14 protein-coding genes are annotated in these 23,056 nt (G+C 62.2%); 6 read left to right on the top strand and 8 right to left on the bottom strand.

Annotation, left to right across the window (positions count from 1 at the left end):
- Positions 1-1,020 carry a LacI family DNA-binding transcriptional regulator gene (locus IRZ56_RS13290; protein ID WP_196145367.1) on the bottom strand — a complete coding sequence of 340 codons (1,020 nt, stop codon included), beginning with the start codon at positions 1,018-1,020 and terminating at the stop codon, positions 1-3.
- 208 nt (positions 1,021-1,228) lie between these two features.
- Between IRZ56_RS13290 and IRZ56_RS13285 the strand changes: the two genes are divergently transcribed.
- The 3 genes from IRZ56_RS13285 (at position 1,229) to IRZ56_RS13275 (ending at position 3,615) form a co-directional block, all read left to right on the top strand.
- Positions 1,229-1,768: a gluconokinase gene (locus IRZ56_RS13285; protein WP_196145366.1), complete on the top strand. Its 540-nt coding sequence runs from the start codon at positions 1,229-1,231 to the stop codon at positions 1,766-1,768.
- 100 nt (positions 1,769-1,868) lie between these two features.
- Positions 1,869-3,221, top strand: a complete 1,353-nt coding sequence (locus tag IRZ56_RS13280) for a GntP family permease (RefSeq protein ID WP_196145365.1) — start codon at positions 1,869-1,871, stop codon at positions 3,219-3,221.
- Positions 3,222-3,297: 76 nt separating this feature from the next.
- Complete coding sequence (locus tag IRZ56_RS13275; RefSeq protein WP_416764212.1) at positions 3,298-3,615, top strand: hypothetical protein; 318 nt, start codon at positions 3,298-3,300, stop codon at positions 3,613-3,615.
- Positions 3,616-3,850: 235 nt separating this feature from the next.
- Here the strand turns inward: IRZ56_RS13275 and IRZ56_RS13270 are convergent, their stop codons facing one another.
- The 4 genes from IRZ56_RS13270 to IRZ56_RS13255 all read right to left on the bottom strand — a co-directional run bounded on the left by IRZ56_RS13270 (position 3,851) and on the right by IRZ56_RS13255 (position 9,196).
- Positions 3,851-5,275, bottom strand: a complete 1,425-nt coding sequence (locus IRZ56_RS13270; protein WP_196145364.1) for a sigma-54-dependent transcriptional regulator — start codon at positions 5,273-5,275, stop codon at positions 3,851-3,853.
- Positions 5,244-6,737 (bottom strand): sensor histidine kinase, encoded by a 1,494-nt coding sequence (locus IRZ56_RS13265; protein WP_196145363.1) that lies wholly within the window; start codon positions 6,735-6,737, stop codon positions 5,244-5,246. The genes IRZ56_RS13270 and IRZ56_RS13265 overlap by 32 nt, the downstream gene beginning before the upstream one ends.
- Before the next feature lie 291 nt (positions 6,738-7,028).
- On the bottom strand, positions 7,029-8,483 hold the full coding sequence (locus tag IRZ56_RS13260; RefSeq protein ID WP_196145362.1) for a sensor histidine kinase: 1,455 nt from the start codon (positions 8,481-8,483) through the stop codon (positions 7,029-7,031).
- 104 nt (positions 8,484-8,587) lie between these two features.
- A complete protein-coding gene (locus IRZ56_RS13255) occupies positions 8,588-9,196 on the bottom strand; it encodes a lytic transglycosylase domain-containing protein (protein ID WP_196145361.1) in 609 nt (202 codons plus the stop codon).
- Positions 9,197-9,379: 183 nt separating this feature from the next.
- Between IRZ56_RS13255 and gspG the strand changes: the two genes are divergently transcribed.
- Both gspG and IRZ56_RS13245 read left to right on the top strand, forming a co-directional pair.
- Positions 9,380-9,805, top strand: a complete 426-nt coding sequence (gene gspG / locus IRZ56_RS13250; RefSeq protein WP_043212360.1) for a type II secretion system major pseudopilin GspG — start codon at positions 9,380-9,382, stop codon at positions 9,803-9,805.
- 11 nt (positions 9,806-9,816) lie between these two features.
- Positions 9,817-11,007, top strand: a complete 1,191-nt coding sequence (locus tag IRZ56_RS13245) for a type II secretion system F family protein (RefSeq protein WP_196145360.1) — start codon at positions 9,817-9,819, stop codon at positions 11,005-11,007.
- Between the two features lie 313 nt (positions 11,008-11,320).
- On the opposite strand, the gene IRZ56_RS13240 is transcribed toward IRZ56_RS13245, so the two are convergent.
- Complete coding sequence (locus IRZ56_RS13240) at positions 11,321-12,235, bottom strand: site-specific integrase (RefSeq protein WP_196145359.1); 915 nt, start codon at positions 12,233-12,235, stop codon at positions 11,321-11,323.
- Positions 12,236-12,854: 619 nt separating this feature from the next.
- Between IRZ56_RS13240 and IRZ56_RS13235 the strand changes: the two genes are divergently transcribed.
- Positions 12,855-13,115 carry a DUF1652 domain-containing protein gene (locus IRZ56_RS13235; RefSeq protein ID WP_196145358.1) on the top strand — a complete coding sequence of 87 codons (261 nt, stop codon included), beginning with the start codon at positions 12,855-12,857 and terminating at the stop codon, positions 13,113-13,115.
- Here IRZ56_RS13235 and IRZ56_RS13230 read toward each other — a convergent pair.
- Complete coding sequence (locus tag IRZ56_RS13230; protein ID WP_196145357.1) at positions 13,112-15,205, bottom strand: putative bifunctional diguanylate cyclase/phosphodiesterase; 2,094 nt, start codon at positions 15,203-15,205, stop codon at positions 13,112-13,114. The two genes, IRZ56_RS13235 and IRZ56_RS13230, sit on opposite strands and share 4 nt — an antisense overlap.
- A 179-nt stretch (positions 15,206-15,384) precedes the next feature.
- The gene (locus tag IRZ56_RS13225) at positions 15,385-22,707 is read right to left on the bottom strand and encodes a neuraminidase-like domain-containing protein (protein ID WP_196145356.1); all 7,323 of its coding nucleotides are present in this window, start codon (positions 22,705-22,707) and stop codon (positions 15,385-15,387) included.
- Positions 22,708-23,056: the final 349 nt, after the last annotated feature.

Genomic DNA, 23,056 nt, shown 5'->3' with positions numbered 1-23,056 from the left:
TCAGGAGCTTTCGCGAACCATCAGTTCGAACCCTAGGTCCTGCTGTTCGGTCGCCACGCGCTTGCCGTCGAGCAGGGCCAGCAACGCCTGGGCCGCACCGCGGCCGACAGCTGCCCGCGGCGTGCGGATGGAGGTCAGGCGCGGCACCATGTGCGCCGAGGCCGGCAGGTCGTTGAAGCCGACCATCGCCACCTGGTGCGGTACCTGAATCCCTTGGCGCAACGCCTGCAGTACCGCCCCCTGAGCCAGGTCGTCGTTACAGAAGAAAACGCCATCGACATCGGGTGACTGCGCAAGCAGGCGGCTGAACAGCTCGCTGCCAAGGCCGATGGACGAAGGCTGCGGTGCCAGCAGCTCCAGCTCCGGCGCGTGCAGGCCGGCTTCAGCCAAGGCCTGGCGAAAACCTTCGGCACGCTGCATCACACGCGGGTCGAGCTGGGCTGCGATGAACGCCAGACGCCGCCGGCCTCGCTCGATCAGGTGGTGTGCCGCTGCACGCCCGGCCTGCTGCTGGGAGAACCCCACCGACAGCTGACCTGCCTCGCCGCCCAGCTCCATCATGTGCACGCATGGCACGCCGCTGGCCGCCAGCATCTGTCGCGCCGCGTCGCTGCGCTCAAAGCCCGTGAGCAACATGCCGCAGGGCTGATAGGCCAGGTAATTGCGGATGAGGTTTTCTTCCTCGGCGATGTCGTAGTGATAGTTGCCGATCAGCACTTCCAGCCCGCGCGGGCGCATCACCTCGTGGATCGCTTCGAGGGTATCGATGAACAACTGGTTGGACAGGGACGGGATCAGCACCACCACCGATTGGCTGCGCGCCGACGCCAGCGCCCGGGCGGCCGGGTTGGCCACGTAGCCAAGGCTGGCAGCGGCGACCATGACCTTCTCGACCAGCTCCGGGGCCACGGTGCTGACGCCGCGCAAGGCGCGCGAAGCGGTGATGGGGGAAACGCCGGAGAGCCTGGCGACTTCTGCCAGGGTGGGGCGACCGGTGGTACGCGAGCCTGTGCGGGACATGGGGGTTGTAATTTTACTACTTGCCAGAAAAGGGAACGGCCACTAAGGTAGCGCTGTCTCAGGACACAGGCAACGTAAAACTTTAGCGGCTATGTGCCCAGCGTCCATACTGCGTGAAGACAAGACCAATAACACCCGGGAGGGTGGCGCTTGCAACTGCGTTTCGCCATCAGCGAGACAGCGCTATCTCACCCCGCAGGAGGTACTGATGAACTTTCCCCTGTCTGCAATAGTGGTGATGGGTGTGGCTGGCTGCGGCAAGAGCTGCATCGGGTCGGCCATTGCCAGCACCAGCGGTGGTCGCCTGATCGAAGGCGATGCCTTTCACCCTGCCGAGAACATTCGCAAGATGAGCGCCGGCATTCCTCTGGATGACGATGACCGTGCCGGTTGGCTCGTCCGCCTTGGCCAGGAACTGCAAGCCACGCTCCAGGCCGGCGAACGCCCCATCCTCACCTGCTCTGCGCTCAAGCGCCGCTACCGCGAAACCCTGCGTCAAGCCGTGCCAGGCCTTGGCTTCGTGTTCCTGGAACTGACCCCGGCCGAAGCCGAGAAGCGCGTGCTCGCCCGCCCCGGTCATTTCATGCCGGCCAGCCTGATCGACAGCCAGTTCGCCGCCCTCGAGCCGCCCCATGGCGAACCGCTGACCCTGACGCTGGACGCCACCCTGCCCATCGAGACCCTGGCTCACGCCGTAGATACCTGGCTAAAGCCCTGCGGTGACCGGAGGCTGGCGCGAACCGCCTGACGCCAGCGGTTTTTCCGGCTCACCAAAGACAGCGCTGTCCCGACACCTGAACGTGTCGAACGTTTCGCCAAAACAACGATAAGATCGAGGCATATAAATTATGTTCGGATTGGCTACTGATACCTTCCTGCTACTCGACGCTCTGGTGACCATCGTCGGGCTCATCCTGCTGATCACTCATTTCAAGGTCCACCCCTTCGTCGCCCTGACCCTCGCCGCAGGCTTTCTCGGCCTGACCTCCGGCATGCCGGTGGCCAAGGTCATGAAGTCGTTCCAGGACGGCTTCGGCGGCGTGCTCGGCTTCGTCGGCATCGTGCTGGCGCTGGGCACCATGCTTGGCAAGCTGATGGCCGACTCCGGCGGCGCCGACCAGATCGCCCAGACCCTGATCCGCGCCTTCGGCAAGCAGAAGGTGCACTGGGCCATGATGTTCGCCGCCTTCCTGGTGGGCATTCCGCTGTTCTTCGAGATCGGCTTCGTGCTGCTCATCCCGCTGGTGTTCATCGTCGCCCGCCGCTCCGGGGTCTCTCTGGTGAAGATCGGCATCCCGCTGCTGGCCGGCCTTTCCGTGGTCCATGGGCTGGTACCGCCGCACCCGGGCCCGCTGTTGGCGATTGGCATCTTCCATGCCGACATCGGCAAGACCATCTTCTACGGTCTGCTGGTGGCGCTGCCGACCGCCGTGATCGCCGGCCCGCTGTTCGGTAACTTCATCTCCCGCTACATCCCGGGCAACCCGTCTCAGGAACTGATGGACCAGATCGCCCGCGAGACCAACCAGCAAAACCTGCCAAGCTTCGGCATCACCCTGCTCACTGTGTTGCTGCCAGTGGCGCTGATGCTGCTCAAGACCTTCGCCGACGTGGTGCTGCCGGCCGAACATATCGTGCGCCAGTGGATGGACCTGATCGGCCACCCGATCACCGCCCTGCTCGCCGCCCTGCTGCTGGCGTTCTACACCTTCGGCTCTGCTCGCGGCTTCTCGCGCCAGCAGATCATGAAGATGCTCGACCAGAGCCTGGCGCCCACCGCCGCCATCGTGCTGATCGTCGGTGCTGGCGGGGGTTTCAAGCAGATGCTGGTGGACACGGGTGTCGGCAACGTGATCGGGCAGATGGCGGTACAGGCCGAAATCTCGCCGATCCTGCTGGCCTGGCTGGTGGCGGCGGTAATCCGTATCGCCACGGGTTCGGCCACCGTGGCAACCATTACCGGCGCGGGCATCGTCGCTCCGGTGGTGGACCTGGTTCCCGGTGTGAACCGTGAGCTGCTGGTGCTCGCCACCGGCGCGGGATCGCTGATCCTGTCCCACGTCAACGACGCTGGTTTCTGGCTGGTCAAGCAGTACTTCAACATGACCGTGGCCGAGACGTTCAAGACCTGGAGCATGATGGAAACCATTCTTTCGGTGGTAGGCATCATTTTCATCATGCTGCTGTCGATGGTGGTCTGACCGTTCATCGTGGTGGTGGCACCTTGCTGCGGGCCCGTAGCCCAATCCGGTACAGGTCATTTGCAAGGAGCCACCCATGAAACTGCACCGCACCTGCCTGCTCGCCGTTCTGCTGGCCTCTCCCCTGGCCGTGGCGGCGGGCACCGGGCCGACCCACCCGGACGACCCGCACTCGCCCGCGCCGCAGCCCGGCGTCGACAGCACGCTCAACCCGATCGAAAAACCCATGCCACGGGATACCGACCCGCGCATCCAGGGCAATGACCCGGACAGCCCGCCCGCCGAACAGAACGACAACCGCGACCTGCCGGGGATGGACGGTGGCGGATCGGAAGGGATGCGCGGGCATGGCGATGGCAGCGGGACGCGCGGCGGCGATAGCGGCCAGCCTTGAAGCGAACAGTGCCCGCTTGTGGGAGCCGGTTAAGCTATTTGAGATATCTCTTTGGGGCTGCTGTGCAGCCCATCGCGGCACAAGACCGCTCTTACAGGATCACCCAAACCTTGCCAATGGCGGGCTTCTTGAGCGGGCTTGTCCCGCGATTGGGCCGGGCGCAAGGGCTGGGTGGTCTCCCACAGGGGTTCAGCGCTGGGTAATCTTTTGCGGCCCCTTGAGCGTGTGCCAAACCTCACCACTGACGCTTGTCAGGCCGGGTCAGGCCCAGCTTCTCGATCCGATAACGCAGCATGTCCCGCGACAACCCCAGCAACCGCGCCGACTTGGTGACATTCCAATCGGTCCGATCCAGGGTCCTGCACACCAGGTCGCGCTCCATGTCCGGCAGGCTGGTGCCAGGCTCCGGCTCCTGGCGTGGCGGTTCGAATGCCGCAGGCATGGGCTGGGCCATGGGTTCGTCGACCAACGTCATGCACAAGTTCAGCTGGTGGGCCGCGATCACTTCGCTGGGCGCCAGCAGCACGGTCTGCTCGAGCATGTTGCGCAGCTCGCGTACGTTGCCCGGCCAGCTGTAGCCGAGCATCAAGGCCTCGGCCTCGGCACTGAAGCGCAGGTTGGGCTTGCCATAACGGCGGCCGTGATGGGCCAGGAAGTGCCGGGCCAGCAGCAGGATATCCTGCCCACGGGCATACAGCCGCGGCACTTTTAGGGCAATGATACGCAAGCGGAAGAACAGGTCACGACGGAATTTGCCTTGTTGCACCATCTGCTCAAGGTTGCAGTTGGTAGCACTGATCACCCGCAGGTCGACCTTGCGCTCCTTCACCGCACCGATGCGACGAATGCTGCGGTCTTCGAGGAGCTTGAGCAGCTTGGCCTGGAGCACCAGGTCCATTTCACCGATCTCATCGAGGAACAAGGTGCCCCCGTCGGCCGCCTCGACCAGCCCCACCCGACGCTCCTTGGCGTCGGTGAACGCGCCTTTTTCATGGCCGAACAGTTCGGCCTCCAGCAGGTTGGCAGGGATCGAAGCACAATTGAATTCAATGAACGGGCCCTTGCTGCGCGCGCCATCGAAATGCAGCGCCCGGGCCACCAGTTCCTTGCCGGTGCCCGTCTCGCCCTCGATCAGTACCGGCGGCAGGTCGTCGCTGGTCATGCGCCGCTCGGCATCGAGCAACTGGCGCAGGGTGTGCTTGAGGCTCTGCATCACCGGCGACTCGCCGATCAACGCCTGTAACCCGGATTTCTGCGCCTCGCGCTCCTGGTAGAACGACAGGGTGCGCTCCATCCGTTCTGCGGCCAGCGCCTTGTCCAGCATCAGCTTGAGTTCGGCCAGCACCACCGGCTTGGTCAGGTAGTGAAAGGCGCCCTCCTTCATCGCCAGCACAGCGTCTTCCACATTGCCGTAGCCGGTCATCATGATCACCTTCAGGTCCGGCGCCTGGGCCACCAGGTTGCGCAGCAGGTCGTGGCCGCTCATGCCCGGCAACGAGTTGTCGGTCAGCACCGCATCGGGCTGGCCCTGCCTGACCTGCTCGAGCGCCTGCTCGGCGCTATGGCAAACCGTGACCTCGAAGCCCTTCAGGCCTAAGTACGTGCGTATGTTGTCAGCGAGGATTTCGTCATCCTCGACCACCAGAATGCTGGGCCCCATGGTCCCCTCCCGCTGCGATATTGAAGACAAGGCTGACGCGGGTTCCTTCCTCTTCGCGGCTGCGAAGGCTGACCGAGCCGCCGAAGCGTTCCATGATGCGCTTGACCAGGGCCAGGCCCACACCGAGGCCACCCTGCTTGGTGGTGAAGAACGGCTTGAACACCATCCGCTCCTGTTGCTGGCTCATGCCCTTGCCGGTATCGCTGAGCACCAGCTTCACCTGCTGCCCCTCCAGGTTGCTGACCTCCGCGCACAGCAGGCCGCCCTTGGGCATGGCCTCCAGGGCATTGGCGAACAGGCTGTTGAGGATCTGGGTCAACTGCAGCGACTGGCTGGCCACCCAAAGCTGGGTTGGCCCTTCGAAGCTGAACTGCACGCCGTTGCGTTCGATCTGTTGCAGAAAGGCCAGCCGGGTGTCCTCGATCGCCGCCACCAGGTCCACCGCCTCTGCCTCGTCACTGGTCGGGCGCAACGACACCAACAGATCACGCACCCAGCGCGACATGCGGTCGACCTGGCTGATGATGTCGGCGATGTTCTTGCGCGCCGGCTCGCTGGCGATTTCCTGGGCCAGCTCGGCACTGGAGCGGATATTGGCCAATGGGTTGCGCAGGCTATGGGCCACTGCCGAAGACATCTCGCCGAGCGCGACATACGTCTCGCTGGCCACCAGGCGGTCCTGCTGGTGGTGGAGCATGCCGGCGGCGCGGCGCACGATCCAGAACAGGCCAAAATAGACCAGCGCCCCACCCAGCAAGGTCGACACCCAGATCAGCACGTAGCCGCGCTGGATGCGCCGCACCAGGTCCTGGGGCTCCTTGTAGATCTCCACCATCGACAACACCTGCTCGCCCTGGCTGTCGAACAATGGGATGTAGTTCTCGATGAACAGGTACTGCGGCTCACGTTCGAATTTCTGCTCCTCGCGGTCCTCATCGGCCTTGTGGTAACTGGCCGACACCGCCTTGCGCGAATGGAAGGCGCGGTCCAGGTCATCGTCCTCGGCGATGCGCTTGCCTAGCAACTGCGGGTTGGTCGACCAGACGATGGTGCGATCGTGGGCATAGACATTGGCCAGCAACGTGTCGGGCAGGTGCTCGACATGGTCGAGGAATTCCACTCGAGTCGACTTGACCAGCGCCGGCGCGATCTGCAAGTGCTGCTCGTCCAGCCGCGGGTCGAGCAGCTCGCCCATGGTGGTGCCTGGCGGCAATTGCGAATGACGGACCTCGGCCTGGGCCATGGCCTGGATGAACTGGGCGGTGAGCATGGCGTCACGCTCGACGCTGTCGCGTACCACGAAGCGGGTGGAGAAGTAACCCAGCCCACCGGCTACCGCCGTGATCACCAACAGGCTGATCACCGAGAACCAGCGCAGCAGGTTGAACTCACGCAGCGGCGCGGCCAGCCCGCTCGAAGTGGGTGACGTCTTGTCGGGAGCATCATGATCCAGCGTATGCATGGTGGGGTTCCCGCTCTGAGATGCCATCGGGGGGAAGCAAGGCATCGCTACCGTGAGTAGCAAGGTGATACCACTTTGCCTATTTCGCTGCCGCCACCGTCTATAGCCAAAGGGCGCAGCAAGAAACCGGCCAATCTAATCTGAAAGAAAAATACTGAGCAAAATCAGTTAGTTATTTAAATAATCTAATCTGGTTTCGGAACTCAGACCCCACAATTGGGGGTATTTCTCACCCATTCGACAAAAAACTACCAATAACAATGATTTATAGGCATAACTTGATATTTGGCTTTAATTTCTGACCAACCGGAAGCTCAAGGAAACACTCGTACCCTCCCCCTCCCGGCTGCTCAGCCGGACCGAGCCACCGAAGCGCTCCATGATCCGTTTGACCAGCACCAGCCCCACCCCAAGCCCGCCTTGCTTGGTGGTGAAGAAAGGCCGGAAGGCCATGCGCTGTTGTTGTTCGCTCATGCCCCGGCCGGTGTCCGAGACCCTCAAGGTCAGGCTACGTCGGTCCTGGCGCACCACCTCCACACGCAGTTGGCCACCCTGCTCCATCGACTCCAAGGCATTGGCGATCAGGCTGTTGAAGATTTGCCCCAGCAACACCGGATGGCCCAGCACCTGGAATGCTGGCAAGGGCTTGAGGTCCAGGCTCACCCCACAGCGCGCCAGCGGCACGGCGAAAGCTTGCAGACTGTCTTGGAGCGTTTGCGGCAGGTCCACGGGGATCGCGTCGTCGTTGAGAGGGCGCAGCGATTGCAGCAGCTGACGCACCCACTGGGACATGCGATCGACCTGGCTGATGATGTCGTTGATGTTCTTCTGCGCCGGCCCTTCATCGAACGCCTGGGCCAGTTCGGCGCTTGAACGGATACTAGCCAGCGGGTTGCGCAGGCTGTGCGCAACTGCCGAGGACATCTCGCCCAGCGCCACGAAGGTCTCGTTGCTGATCAGCCGCTTCTGCTGCACCGCCATCACCCGGGCGGCGCGCCGCATGATGCCATACAGGCCCAGGTAGACCAGGCTCGCGCCGATGGCGATGGCCAGCCAGATCAGCAGCAGGCCGTGCTCGATGCGCACGATCAGGTCATGGGGCTCCTTGTAGATCTCGACCATGGCCGCGACCCGCTGGCCATCGGCGTCGAACAGCGGGATGTAGTTCTCGATGAACAATTGTTTGGGCGGGGTCACGAACTTCTGTTCACTGCGGGCGTCGTCGAAATCGTGGTAGCTGGCCGAAACCTGCATCCGATATTCGAAGGCGCGCTCCAGGTCGTCGTCGGACTCGATCATCTTGCCGATCAACGCCGGGTTGCTCGACCAGATCACGGTGCGGTCCGGCGCGTAGATATTAGCCAACAGCACGTCCGGCAGGTGGGCGATATGGTCGAGGAATTCGCCGCGGGCGCGCCTCCGTGCATCCGGGTCGACATCGGGCATGGCCAGGTCCATGCGCGAGTCGAGCAGTTCGCCCATGGTGCGCACATTGGGGATGGACACGTGGCGCACTTCAGCGTCGGCGATGGCCTGGATGAACTGGGCGGTGAGCAGCGCATCGCGCTCGACGCTCTCGTTGATGATGAAACGGCTGGAAATCAACCCCAGGCCCACGGCCACCGAGATGATGATCGCCAGGCTGACCCAGGCATACCAGCGCAACAGGTCGAAAGGCTTATGGACCTTACCGCCATCACCACCTGCGGGCACTTCGAGTGTGTCGGAACGTGGGGCGAGGTCCATGACGGACTCCAACGGCTGGGCACCTTTGAAGGTTATAGCCCAGAGTTGGGGGTTCGCCCGCCGCTCGCCGAACAGATTCCCGGCAAAACGCCGCAAGGCCCGGTTCACCACCCGCTGTAGAGCGGCGCATCTTCGGCAAGCCCCTGCAAGCGGCGGTAGTCACGCAGCACGTTGGGCACGTACTTCTGCGTCTCGGCGAACGGCGGCACCACCCGCCCTCGGCTGAGCACAGCTTCCGGGCCTGCATTGTAGGCGGCCACGGCCAGGGTTATATCATTGTCGAACAGCTTGAGCATGCGCTTGAGATAACGCGCACCGCCCTGCAGGTTGGCCGCGGGGTCGAGCACATCCTTGACCCCCATTTCCTTCGCCGTGCCAGGCATTAGCTGCATGAGCCCGGCCGCGCCCTGGGGTGAGCGCGCCTTGGGGTTGTAACCGGACTCGGCCTTGATCAGCGCATGCAGCAGCGCTTGCGGCACGCCATGGGTACGCGCCGCGTCGGCCACAAGGTCAGCGTAGGGGCGCCCGGTGATCAGTTGCGCATCGACAGGCCCGGCATGGGCCTGCGGCTCGCTGATGATTCGCTCATAGTGCCGCCCTGGCCGGTGCACGTTGGATAGCACGTAGCCGCCTTTGGCATCGATGGCGATGTACATATCGGCCTGGGCGGCGCCCGCCGCCAGCCAGATCAATCCCAGGATGATTCCACGCATGTCGGCTGCCTCCCCGTCGTGGCCCCCGATGTGGGGGAAATGCCCCGGAAAACCCGAGGTTTCCAGCTGGAACGCAAGCACTGTGCCGCTTGCCATGGCGCATGGCGCAAGGCCCCGAGCCAGACGTGCACGGCTGTTGCATGGCGAAGGCAAACCTGCCCGAACGCACTGGAGGGTTTCACCATGCAGCGCAGATCCATCACCCAACGCGGCTTCACCCTGCTCGAACTGTTGGTGGTCCTGGTGGTGCTCGGCCTTCTGGCCGGCATCGTCGCGCCGAAGTATTTCAGCCAGCTCGGCCGCTCGGAGGCGAAGGTCGCCCGAGCGCAGATCGAAGGCCTGGGCAAGGCACTGGACCTGTACCGCCTGGAGGTCGGCCACTACCCCAGCAGCGAGCAGGGCCTGCAGGCACTGGTAGCCGCTCCGAGTGGCGAACAACGCTGGTCGGGGCCCTACCTGCAGAAGGCCGTGCCCCAAGACCCCTGGGGTCGCGCCTATATCTACCGCCAACCCGGTGAAAACGGCGGCGAGTACGACTTGCTCTCGATGGGCAAGGACGGCCAGCCCGGCGGAGACGGAGAAAATGCCGAAATCACCAGCTGGCAATGAGGAGAGCCGCCATGCGCTACAGCCTCAAGGCGCTAGGCCCACAGGGCATCGTCCAGTTGCAGGTCGAGGCCGAGGATGCCGGCCAGGCGCGGCGCCACGCCGAGGCCCAAGGCCTGCGGGTGGTCAGCCTGCGCAGCCAGGGCGGCGGTTTGCGCGCACTGCCCTGGCTGCGTACGCCAAGCTTCGACCTCGTGCTGTTCAGCCAGGAACTGGGCACCTTGCTCAGTGCCGGCCTGCCGTTGATCGAAGCCCTGGAGAGCCTGGCCGAGAAGGCCCCTACCCCTTCGGCGCGCCAGGTACTCGAGGCGCTGGTACGCCAGCTCTACGAGGGCCATTCGTTGTCCCAGGCGCTGGGCCAGCAGGCGAAGGTGTTCCCCGCCCTGTATGTGGCCCTGGTGCAGTCCAGCGAGCGCACCGGTGCACTGGGCGAAGCCCTGGCACGTTATATCGGTTACCGACAACGCCTGGACCTGGTCCGGCAGAAGCTGGTCGGCGCCTCGGTCTATCCGTTGCTGCTGTTGTTGGTGGGCGGCGGCGTGGTGCTGTTTCTGCTCGGCTATGTGGTGCCTCGCTTCAGCCTGGTATTCGAGGGCATGGGCAGCGAGCTGCCCTGGTTGTCGCGGATCCTGATGCAGGTCGGCCTGTTCCTGCATGCGCAGCAGTTGCCCCTGGCATCGGCGGTACTGGGTGGCCTTTGCGCCTTGGCGCTGCTGCGTCGCCGCCCTGCCGTGCGCCGCTGGGCCAACCATCAGTTGCGCCGCCTGCCGGCCTTGCATCAGCGCCTGGTGATGTATGAGCTTGCCCGCTTCTATCGTTCGCTGGGGATTCTGCTGCAAGGCGGCATCCCCATCCTCACCGCCATGGGTATGGCCCGTGGCCTGCTCGGCAGCGCCGCCGCGCAAGGCCTGGAGCACGCCTGCCGACGCGTGGGCGAAGGCCTGCCGCTGTCCGATGCACTGGAGATGGGGCAACTGGTGACGCCGGTGTCGCTACGCCTGCTGCGGGCGGGCGAGCGCTCAGGCAACCTGGGCGAGATGCTCGAACGCTGCGCCGACTTCCATGATCAGGAGATCGGTCGCTGGGTGGAATGGTTCGTGCGCCTGTTCGAGCCGTTGCTGATGACCTTCATCGGTCTGCTGATCGGCCTGATCGTGATCCTCATGTACATGCCGATCTTCGAGCTGGCGTCGAGCATCCATTGATTGAAGGAAGGGCCGGGTTCGCCCGGTTTGCGGCCGCTGCGCGCCCGCTCTCATAGAACAGGTGCAACTAATTGATTTTGCGAGGTCCTGTGGGAGCGGGCTTGTCCCGCGATCGGGCCTGCCCCGATATCACGTCGCCTGGCAAGGGCTGCGCCCTTGATCGCGGGGCAAGCCCGCTCCCACAAGGCCTGCGCTGTCTTCAGAGATACCGCCGTACCTGCGGGAGCTGGCTTGCCAGCGATAGGACCGGGGCAAGCAACTCAAGACAGTTGGCTCCCACAAGCGGCATCGCTAGCCGCTTGTTCTCTGCGCCTCAGTAGTCGAAGCGGTCCACCGCCCGGCGTCGTTCGTTGTCGTCACGCCGGTCATAGCTGGCGGTGGTCTGGATATTGGCGTGGTGCGCCAGCTTCTGGGCAATCGACAGGTCATGCTCCTCGATCACCCGAGTAATGAAGGCACGGCGGAAATCGTGGGGCATGATCTTCACCCCCACCTGCGACCCTCGCTGACGGGCGATGTAATAGATCGCATGCTTGGTGATGCGCGCCCGGGTGATGTGGCTGCCGCGCCGAATGCGGTTGAACAGGAAGGCATCATCCGCCTCGCCCGCGGGCAGGTGCGCGCGACGCAAGTCCAACCAGGCCTGCAGTTTCTCGAATGCCCAGGCCGGTGCGTATTTGATAAGTTGCCGATTGCCCTTGCCCACGACCTGCAGGCTGCGCGCCTGGAAGTCGACCTGCGCCAGGTCGATGTCCACCGATTCGGACTTGCGCATCCCTGTGCCATACAGCAGCGCGATGATCGCAGCGTCACGTACGCCCTGCGGGCGCGGATCGGCCGCGCACACGTCCATCAGCTCGCGGATCAGGCTGCGCCGCAGGTTGCGCCCCGGCGGCAGGCGGCTGCCGCTGGCCGGCTTGACCTCGCGGATGTGCAGCAGTTTTTCATGGTCGATCAGGCCTTGGCGCCACGCCTCATTCATCACGCCACGCACGGCATTCACGTACAACGACGAGGTATTGGGCGCGTAGCCATCGGCGCGCAGCGCCGCCACCAAGGCGACCACATGGCCAGGCTCGAGCAAGTGCCAAGGTACCTCGGTGATATCGCAGTCGACGAAACCCAGGCGGTCGGCTGCGTCCTGGAGGATGTAGCGCATGGTCAGCTGGCTGGAAGGGGCCAGGCGGGCCAGGTACTGCAGCAGCGGATTGTGCAGGTGATCGGACAAAACATGGATCCTGTAGCGGTAGCTTCGGCAGGCGAAGCATGAAGCGAGTCAATACGACGTGGTTGATAGTCAGAGCGACAATAAAACGGCCAGGTCAATTCGACCCTTCGCGTGCCATTACCCTGATATACAAGGGATTTGCCGCTGGCATGGTTCGGGATGGTACCCCATTAGCGCCCCATTGTTCGAACCAAGGATTGCTCCATGCTTACCCAGCCGACCATCGCTCGACCGCGGGCGCGAGGGGCCCTGGGTTTCCACTACTTCGCCTTCACCCTCAGCGGGCGGGCTTGGTGTTCAATACCGCGATCCTCGGGTTCACCATCAACATCGCAGCCGGCCTGCTGGGTTGACATATCCGTGGACCGCTGGTCCGAAAGTGCGCTGTTTTTCGACAGTGGCCGGAACCTCCCGGCCCGACCGCTATCGCCCAGAAAAACGTTTGCCCCGGCGGCTGCCGGCACTCGGCCAGGCACCGGTCGCCTGTGACGCACGTCAAGCAATGGCATTTTTGTCATGTTCGACGCGAGACACTGGCGACACAGGTGCTATGGTTAGATTCCCACCGGCCGAGTGAGCGGCCGATCACCGGGTTCAGGATCAGAACAAGGAGGCTGGCATGAACAAGATGACGTTCCCCAACGCCTGCCAGGTGATGCGCTGGCATTTCCACCCATTGGGCTTCGAAGCAAGCATGGATGCCCCGCGCAGCATGGTCGCACGGCTGTTCGACCGCGCCACCGGCGAAACCTTGCTGGCCATCGCCGGCATTCCCTGCGCAGCGATCATGGCTGCTGCGGACGTGGAACGTATCATCGAGGCCGTCGAGGCCGAGATGGAGGCGTTCGAACCTTCCTGTGTGCTGCGAGACGCGGTCTAGCTAGCCCGAACTTCATCGCCAGGCTGGCCCATGGCACCGAGCCGTTCCATGAACTGTTCGGCCGGTACGGGCTGGCCGAGCAGGTACCCCTGCAACGAATCGCAACCCAGGCGGGTGAGGAATTCCTGCTGGCGATTGGTTTCCACCCCTTCGGCGACGATCCGCAGGTCCAGGGCCTGACCCAAGGCGACGATGGCCGAGACGATTGCCGCATCATCGCTGTCCTGCTCCAGGTCGCGGACAAACCCGCGGTCGATCTTCAACTCATTGGCGGGCAGGCGTTTGAGATACATCAGGCTGGAATAGCCGGTGCCGAAATCATCGATGGACAGGTCCACCCCCATGTCGGAAAGCCTCTGCAGTACCGCCAGGCTGGCGTCTGCGTCGCGCATGGCGGTGGTTTCGGTGATTTCCAGGGTCAGGCGATTGGCCGGCAGGTCGTTGCCCTGCAGCGCGCGGGCCACGCTGTCGACCAGCCCGGCGTGACAGAACTGGATGGCCGACAGGTTCACCGCGATGCGCCAGTCGCTGCGCCCCTGGTCGAGCCACAGGCGCATCTGCCGACAGGCTTCGCCGAGCACCCAATCACCGATCGGAATGATCAGCCCGGTTTTTTCCGCAAGGCCGATGAAACGGTCCGGCAGCAGCAGACCTTGCTGTGGGTGCTCCCAACGCAACAAGGCCTCGGCACCGATCGGCCGGCAAGCGACCGCATCGAACTTGGGCTGGTAGTGCAGGCGGAACTGGCCATGCTGCAAGGCAGCACGCAGGTCCTGCAGCAACTGCAACTGCTGGCGGGCATTGGTATTCATGGACACGTCGAAGAAACTATAGCCGTTCTTGCCCGCGCTCTTGGCGTGATACATGGCGGCGTCGGCATTGCGCAGCAGTTCATGCTGGTCCTGGCCGTTGCCAGGGTACAGGACGATGCCCACGCTCGCGGAAAGCTGCAGGTCGTGCTCGGCCACGCGGTAAGGCCGGGCCACCAGGTCCACCTGCTTGACCGCTACGTCCATGGCATCGGCCGGCTCGTCCAGCGCCACCAGCAGGACGAACTCGTCGCCACCGATGCGCGCCAGGGTGTCCTGGCTGTGCAAATGGCCACGCAGGCGCGCCGCGACGGCCTTTAGCAACTGATCGCCGACATGGTGGCCAAAGGCATCGTTGACCGGTTTGAAGCCATCCAGGTCGATGAACATCAGGGCAAAGCAACCACCCTGCTCTTCCACCTTGCTGATCGACTGCTCGATGCGTTCGGCCAGCAGGGTGCGGTTGGGCAAGCCGGTCAGGGTGTCATGCAGGGCCAGCTGGGTGAGCTCCTGGTTGGCCAGGGTCAACGAGTGCGCCAGTGCAGCGGTACGGGCCTCCAGGCGTGCATCCAGCACCGAGGTGAGCAAGGCCACCGCCAGCACCGCCAGGGTGGTGATCAGCACCAGGTAATCCAGGCCATCACCGCGCAGGCCATCGGCCAGCGCGCCACAGAAACTGCCTTCCGGGAAATTGGCTGCTGCCATGCCGGTGTAGTGCATGCCCACGATGGCGATACCCATCACCACCGCAGCTGCCCCCCGTATGTGGCGCACATAAGGGGTGTGCTGGCGCAGGCGGAAGGCGATCCACAGCGCCGCCGCCGATGCGCCGACGGCGATGCCCAGGGATACGCCGAACAACGTCGGGTCATAGTCGATACCCGGCAGCATGCGCAGGGCCGCCATACCGGTGTAATGCATGCTGGCGATCCCGCCGCCCATGATCAACGCCCCAAGCGCCAACTGCAGCCAGGGCAGGCTAGGCTGGCTCACCAGCCACAGGGCGAAGGCCGAGGACAGCACGGCGATCAGCAGCGACAGCGCGGTCAGGGTCAGGTCATAGCCAAGCTCGATGGGCAAACTGAAGGCGAGCATGCCGATGAAGTGCATCGACCAGATGCCTACGCCCAGGGCGAAGGCGCCTCCTCCCATCCACAGGTAGGCCGCACGGCCCTTGGCCGTGGCGATGCGACCGGTCAGGTCCAGGGCGGTGTAGGACGCCAGGATGGCCACGCACAATGAGATCAATACAAGGGAAGAGGAATAACTACCGATCAGCATTTGAATCCCAGCCAGGGCTGAACAAGAACTCGAAAAAAAGTTGGCCATTGTACTGGAGCACGGACGAAACGCACGGGCTTTTTGAGAATGGGAATGGATCCTAAAATAAAAACGCCGCACAAGCTCGATGGCTTGCGCGGCGTGGTCGCAGGGGGGAGGCGCGAGCCTCCCTAGCAAGATCAGCGGACGGTGAACTGAACGTGCACGAGGATATCGCTCAGGCTTTGCAGCAGGGTCTTCTGCTCACCCAGGACGTCGGTGAAGCTCAACGTCATGGTCGTGTTGCGATATTTGCCGTCCTCGTCCTCGTCCTCGACGATGCGCAGACCTTCGAAAGGCAACCACTGAGCCCCCCAGCGCGGATGGGAATCACCGGCATCGGACAGGAACAAACCTTTGTCCTGCATGCCATGGGAAATCGCCACTTCCTCGCAGCCAAGCGGCAAGCCTTGGAAGTCCGTGCGCAGACGAGCCCGTACATTCTGGTAAGGGCCGAGCAAGGCTGGCAAGGAAACGGCCAGGCTGCGAACCCTGCATGACCTGTTGGCGAAGTCTTTCGTCAGGCCCAGCTCTCTCAGGCCAAAATGAATCGCCAGATCTTTCGTGTCGGTGATCTCGAACTTGGTCAGCTCGGCGTCCTTGACCGTGACCTTCTGTGACTTGTCGAGCATCAGCTTGATGACATCGTTGAGCGTAAGGTCAGGGTTCACCGTATCCGCTATTTCGAAGCGCCCTTCGAAGAGCTGCGCCAGCGATACGGTGCGGCTGACTTCCAGTTCACGTTTCTGCCATTTCACCCAGGCGTTTTCCATCTGACCCAGGGCCAACATCAGCCCCTCGCCGCACAGCAGACCAGCCCAAGCGCCGTTCCAGGTGCCGGTGCGCAGGTAGCGGGTGTCGTCACCCATTTCCCACTGCAACGCCTTCTGCGCCATCATGCAACGCGAGGCAGTGAGGTCGTAGTAGGTATAGAAAATGCTCGCCAGACGCGCTCGCAGCCAGCTGTACATCTTCTTGCCGGTGAACTTGCCACGCAACAAGGCCAGTTGCGCCTGGGCGTGGGCCGACTGGGTCTGCATATGTGCGATCTGCATGTTGGCCGAGGTTTCCCGCACAGTCAGGGCGTCGAGCTGGGCCTGGATGACTTTCATTTCCTGCTCGGCCGATTTGTACTGGATCTCCCACTCCTGGCGACGGCGGCGGTAGGCCTCTTCCTGGCCCATACGCCACGAGGCAATATCGAGCGCATCCGAAGCCAGGCTTGTACCAATGGCCATGGCATTGAATGTCGCCCCCCAGCGACCACCACCATTGGCCAGGCCAAAGATGTTCGGCACAGCGTCGGCGAACGAGGCCGCCATGTGCAGCCCCTTCGCAGCGGCCCTGATGGTCTGAGACGAGGTGGACAGGTCCAGTGCCAGGTGTTCGCGGGTATTGATGTCCTGCTCGTAGAGCTGGTGGTAATGGGTATGACGCAGGCTTGCGCTTGCATATGACGCCGTCAGCACCTCACGTTCGGCGACCAGTTCATTGAGCGTCTGCTGCTGCAACTTCACGCTGCTGGCCGCCAACTCCACGCCTTGGGTATTGAGCAACTCAGCCAACGCTTCGGCATCCTGGCGCTCCAGGATATTTTGCATCGTGCTGCCGAACTGAATGAGCTGCGAGGCCATGGTCCGTGCGCCTTCCATCAGGGGAATGAAGCGCAAGGCAGGCACGAGGTCGATTTTTGGCAAGGCACTCGCGTTGCCCGCCTGCGCGGAAACGGCGTCGGCCCACAAGGCCTTCGGATCCGCCGGCGTGGCGTAGAGCGGCAAGCTCAACGGCTGGCCGTCCAGGGTCAGGTTATGCCGCAGGTTGTACAGTCGAATGCGCAGCGCTTCCCAATACCCCAGCAGCATGCGGTTGGCTTCGGGCAGGAACAGCGTTCTGCCCGCCTCGGCGCGGTCTTTACCTACCGCACGCAGGCGCACCACATCGTCGGCACAAACGCCGTCTGCCATCATCGACAGGGCATCCATGCGGTCATCCAGCGCCTTTTGCGATGCGGCATCGCCCAGCGACGGATCATTCCAATCTGTGCTCGGCTCGATCCAGGGTTCGTCGCCCAGCAGGCGCAGGGCACGCTGGTACCATACCTTCGCTTCGCTCAGGGTGTCGCGCTCGAGCTTGCGGTATGCTGCGTCACCACGGCCCAGGGTAATGTCCAGCAAGCGCATGAACGCATTGAGCTTGTAGTGCATCGGGTCATTCTGCGCCACCGCATCCGGGTCCAGCGATTCCAAGGGCTCGTCGTTCCATGAGGTGTCCTCTTCCAGCGGGCGTACGTTCCACATGCGGTACGTGTGAACGCCGTCTACCGTATAGCCGGTCGGGTTGAATACGTATTTGAGCCATTGCTCGGCCAGGTCGAAGCGCTCTTCCTGCAGGAAACGCTGCATCACCATCATCGGCGTGTAATAGAACAACTCCCAGAAGTACAGCGCGTTGGCGCCCCGGAAGTCCATCATCGGGCTGGCGTCGCTGCCTTCGATGACGGGTTCGGGGATCTGCTGGGTGTCATAGCTCAGAATGGTGTCGATGCCCAGGACTGCACGTTCGGTGAGCTGGCGGGCGAACAGCGTATTGAGCCGGGTGACCGATCGGCCACGCTTGAAATATTGGGCGCCTTCGGCGGTTTGACCAATGATGGCGTTTTTCTCGGAAGCGGCTTCGAATCGGGCCACCCATTCTGTACGCTCCCCACCGTACGACGAGGTGTCGGGTTTCTTGGTCAGGTCGATCCGCCATGTGCGAGTATTACCCTCGCCAAACTGAAAAACTAATTGATGCGAGGCTTTGTCTTGGCCTTCCCACTCTGACATCTGGCCGACTGCCAATACGCCTGTAAACTTGAACTGTTGCATGCCACGCCCCAGATCGAAGTCACGAGATGCCGTTTCGACGGTACCCTCTCTCCCATTGGCACGATTGACGATACGCTTTACTTCATGGCCGGAAATTTCCCCGGGGATATTCACATATGAATGAGGCGCGACCAAGTCAGGCTCACCCATATGATCCAGTAACGTCATGACATGGATTTCACGGGTAAACGAAAGGTTCGCCAAACCAAACCTTACGCTAATTTCGGATAGCGGACCCTCAGAGTTTATCCTGAACTTAGCAACACGCGCCTGTTCCTCACGCGCCCAGACGAATTTGAGGTCTTCTTTCTCGTTTGGAATCGGATAATCACATACAGTTCTAATATTCGTGATGTGGTGAGGGAAAACCTCAGACAGACGTTGCTGAGTGACGCAGAAATACGCCCAGAGCTGTTGATTCTCCTCACGTAACAAGAACGCTCCCCATGGCCCTCGCGCCAGCGCCCTTATCTTCCTGGCTTCCTGTGCAAGCTCCTCATACTCAGTTACCAATACCGGTATCCAAGGATTGTCGATCTCCGGACGTTTGCCTTCTACCGACAGCACCGTATCGAGGTACAGACTATAGCTATAGTCATCGCCATCATTCGAAGTTTCGATGGCCCTCACCTTCATATTGGAAATGGTAAACGTCTTGAACCCAGTCGGTACAGGCGAGCCGGTGTCGACAATTCCGCCTTCCATGACCTGCCCTTTCCTGTAGAGCACAGCGCATAGTCCAGTGTGTTCATCGGTATCCAGCCAATGCATGTTCGCTTCCAAATCGGTAGTGAAGTCCTCCTCACCTATCGCCTTGCTGTTCAGGGCCTCATAGATCTCGATACCGCCATAGCCTATCCTTTTGCCTCGTTCATACATGCCTGCCACAAGCGCATTCAGCCCTGGCATATAAGCGAGGAACAACGATAATTTTTCTATTTCAACCTTATTACTCTCGAGTTCTATCACGACCGTCGAAGATATCGGGTAATCCAGTGGCATGCTCCAGGTGCCGTCATAGCGCAGCCAGGCAAGCTTGTAGGACCAACGCCATTCACGATCCTTGGGTTCACCTTTGTCATCGCGGGTGATGATGTGTTCCTGGCGCTCTACCCACATCAGATATAGACGTTCACGGTAGACCACCGGCCGGATAAGACGGCCTTGCACTTGGGCCGCCAGTTCAATCTTCGTCCAAGGCGTCCAGGCATTGGCCGGCAGTACGCCATCGGTCCCACGCTTGCTTTCATCAACCATCCGCCACCAGTATTCGCGAGGCTCGCCACGTGTGCTGCCGATGAACCAGGTTTTGCCCAGCGCATGCTGGCTATCGGCGTCTGGATCGCGTCCATCGTGATAACCGCTGATGGTCTCCAGGTTCGCCACTTCCTCGAACGCACTGAGGTAGCCATGGAACGCATCGCTCACGGTATCGCCGTTGATCTGCGCCTGCCCCAGCACCTGCAGCATGTCGTCCATCGCCTTGGTCTGGCCCAGGCGCACGGTCGGGTCGATGTAGTTTTCCGGGTAGTACATCAGCATCTGCCCGGCCGACCAGGTGGCATAGCGGGCGTTCCAGCGGGTCCAGTCGCGGAAGAACTGTCGGTCCAGTGCCGCAGTGTTCAGGGCATGCTTGTCTTCCGGCTCGGACAGGGTGCGATGGATGAACATCTGCAGTGCCGCCATGGCTTCGGCGATACGCGAAGTCATCACTTGCGCACCATTGAGGCTGTCGAGCAGCAGGTGCTGGTTCAACTGCTCAACGCCGAAGTTCATGCGCCCTGCCAGCACGCCAGCCAGGGCACTGCTGAGCGGCGCCTCGACCGCTACCTGCGCCCGCTTGACCTGCGAAGCGTCCAGACCACCCTCGAAGGCGTCCGCCAGCGTTCGCCAATCGTTCCAGGTATGCTCTGGCAGCAGCATCGCCGCGACGGTGTCCGGTTGTACGCCGAAGGCGCCTGCCAGGTCGAGCCATTGCCGTACAACCGCGATCTCGTGCGCACTGACCAGGCTCGAGGCGTCTTTCACGTCGCCCTTCCAATCGGCTTGTTTGGCCGCCTGGGCGATCAGCCTTTCGGCCTGCCCCGTGGCTTGGGCCAGCAATGCGGGCGAGACCCCCTTGGCGTTAAGCGCGGCAAGCAGGGCGCCGCTTGCGCCCGCGGCGTCCGGCAGCTCGTTCAGCCAGGCACTGAAGTCCGTCAGTGCCACCACCATGTCCATGGAGCGCTTGAGGGTTGCGCGGCTCGCCTCGCCTTCCACGGCCTCGTCGGCCAGCAGATGGGGTTGCTCCACCAGCAGCGCAAGCAGGTCGGCGGTGACACCGCTGGCGTGCACGATCAGCGCCATCTGCGCCAGACCATAGGCGAAGGCTATCGCTGGATCGCTCACCGGCTCCTGCAGTTTGAGCATCTCGCCCAGTTCCACCAGCGAGAGCCCCCCCGGCGCCGCTCGGTCCGCCCAGATGAGCAATGCCTGCGCAGTTGTTTCCCCGCTCAGGCCAAAGACCGAGGCGATCAGCGGGGTCAGCACGCGAAGGTAGTCTTCCGTGACGGGGGCCTCGGGAAGCTCTGCATTGGCGATCGCCGACTGCATCTCCTTGATCAGATTGGTAATTTCGGTGCTGGCAGGGATTTCATTCACGTCGCGGGACATCAGGACCAAGTCCTGGACTGTCCAACCACGTTTATGCAGCCAGCTGGACAGCCCCGTCAAGCGCTCCAGCAAGGCCAGCCATTGATCCGGCCGTGCCTGACCCAGCTCTCGCGGCGCGCCAAAAGTCTCCAACAACAACGTCAGCTCGACCGGTGCCAAGCCATGCGACCGTGCCCACAGGCTCAAGGTGTAGAGACCGGACAGGTAGTCCACCGTGGTGGGAAACAACCACCTGTCATTCGGTTTAACCAGAAGGAACCGACCCAGCTGGTATAACCCCTCGTCATCCGTCTGGCAGGCACGCTTGAGCGTGGCCTTGATGTCAGCGTGCTCGCTAGCCTTGCTGGGATCCAGGTCGAGCATGGAATACTCTGCCTCCGGATCCAGCCCACCTTCGATCAGCGGTGGGTCGTTGAACAGGCGGTCGAACTGGCTCATCTGGCCAGCAGGGGCAGCCACGTCGATCAACTGCCGTGCCATGACCAGGGCGCTCTCATGGGAAATGGCGTAGCGCTTGGCCAGCCGTACCGCATGCGACAGCACCGTTAGGGTCTGTGCACTGATCTGGGTCGGATCCACGCTGCGGATGATACTATCCAGCGTCTGCGCATCGAGCCCTGTGGCCTTGTGCAGCCTGATCGTCTTGTTGAGCTTGAGCAGGAAGTGCGCCGGCGAAAGCTTCGGCGTGGCGAAACGGGCACTCAGGACACGGCCGCGGTCGGTGTCGCTTTCGAACTTCACCGTGTAGGACGCATAGGAACGGTACTCACTCGGCCCTTTCCACTCGAATGCGTAGCGGTATTCTTTACCCGGGTTGAAGGCCGTGTCGTCGACCATCTTCGGCGACAACCTGAGGCTATGCACGTCCTCCAGGATGAACTCGATCGCCCCGGCTTGCTTGAGGCTGAAGCTGAGCTCCCAGCGATCGCCGCCCAGGAAGAACAGGTACGCGTAGAGGATCGCCGTGCTGGCCGAGCCGACGCCTAACTGGTAGATGACCCCGCCGTTATTGATCAGCTCCGAGACGTCCGTCTGGGGGCCCTTGCGCTCGTCCTCGATCTTGACCCCACCGTTGATGAACGCCATCAGCTCCTTGTCGGTCAGGCCGAACCATTCGCGCAACCGGGCAGGACGCAGCATTTCCTCTGGCACGGTACCAGGGAAATAGGTCGCGAACTTGGCATCCACGTTTTCATCGGTGATTTCATCAACCAGCAGTGCATACAGGGCGGGCGAGATATCGTGACGAAACCCGGCCATCGAGGCATCGCCGAGATGCTTGGAGACATGAGGCGCACCCTCCATGTGCTCGAATGCCGGATCCTTCAGGCGCCGGGCCTGGCTGAAGCGGTTGTAGTGATGATGGTAAGGCGTGACCCCGTATCCCACATGGGCCGACAGCCCCTCAAGGGTCTCGCCCGCTTCGTCCAGGCGCTTCATCAAGATGGTGTTGGACAGGCTCAACGCGCTCACTGGCGTATCCAGGTTCACCTGGCTCAGTGTCAGGTCCTTGAGGTCAGGACGGCGCACATCGATATGCCAGGGATTGTCCTCGGGATAGAGTTTTTGGGCTTCGCGGTACAGCGTCACCAGATAGGCCGCCGGTGAAAACATCGAAGCAACGTCGCCCGGGGCGGCAAATTTCAATGCGCGCCCCCCGAACCAGTCTTGGTAATCCTGCAACGAAACACCGGGGTGCTTGATACCCAACTTGATCGCCTGGGGCAGCAAGGGCGAGGCATGGGTCAATATTTTCTTTTCGAGCAGCATTGCATCGTCGCGGGTTCTCGTCGCAACTTTGTGCAGCACCCGCATATCGTGCGATGTCAGGCTGTTATCCAGGCATTGCAGTTCTGCACAAGAGCGTAACCCAGCCGAAGCGAGGGAGTTGATACCGGCCTTTGCGCATAGCGCAGCCTGAGCATCATGATTTACTTGTATCACGATAGATCCTCAATAGTTTGCCGTGCGGCACTGAACTGAGCGAGACGAGAAACCGTCGGACGCTTCTAAAACCAAAAACAAGCCCAAGGCTCTGACGTAGGCGCCCTGCTGCATGGACGCGCAGGAGCCGTGCAGGTCAGAACAATTCCAAGGTGCGTTGGATAGAGAAGTCTATTGAGCCGCTCAGCAGCGGATAACCATCAGAAGTACAAGGTTGTAAGTCGTTATGATCCATGCTCTATTAAGAGCGTGTATGAGTCCGACATAATGACCTGGCAATTTTCGCAAGAAGATCTGATCGTGTTCGATCAAGAGGCGGGGCATTCGCCCTCACATGAAGAGGGCGAAT

Origin of the sequence: Pseudomonas guariconensis (genome assembly GCF_015680235.1) — a bacterium.
Taxonomy (GTDB): domain Bacteria; phylum Pseudomonadota; class Gammaproteobacteria; order Pseudomonadales; family Pseudomonadaceae; genus Aquipseudomonas; species Aquipseudomonas guariconensis_A.
This window is presented reverse-complemented; position numbering and strand designations above follow the sequence as displayed.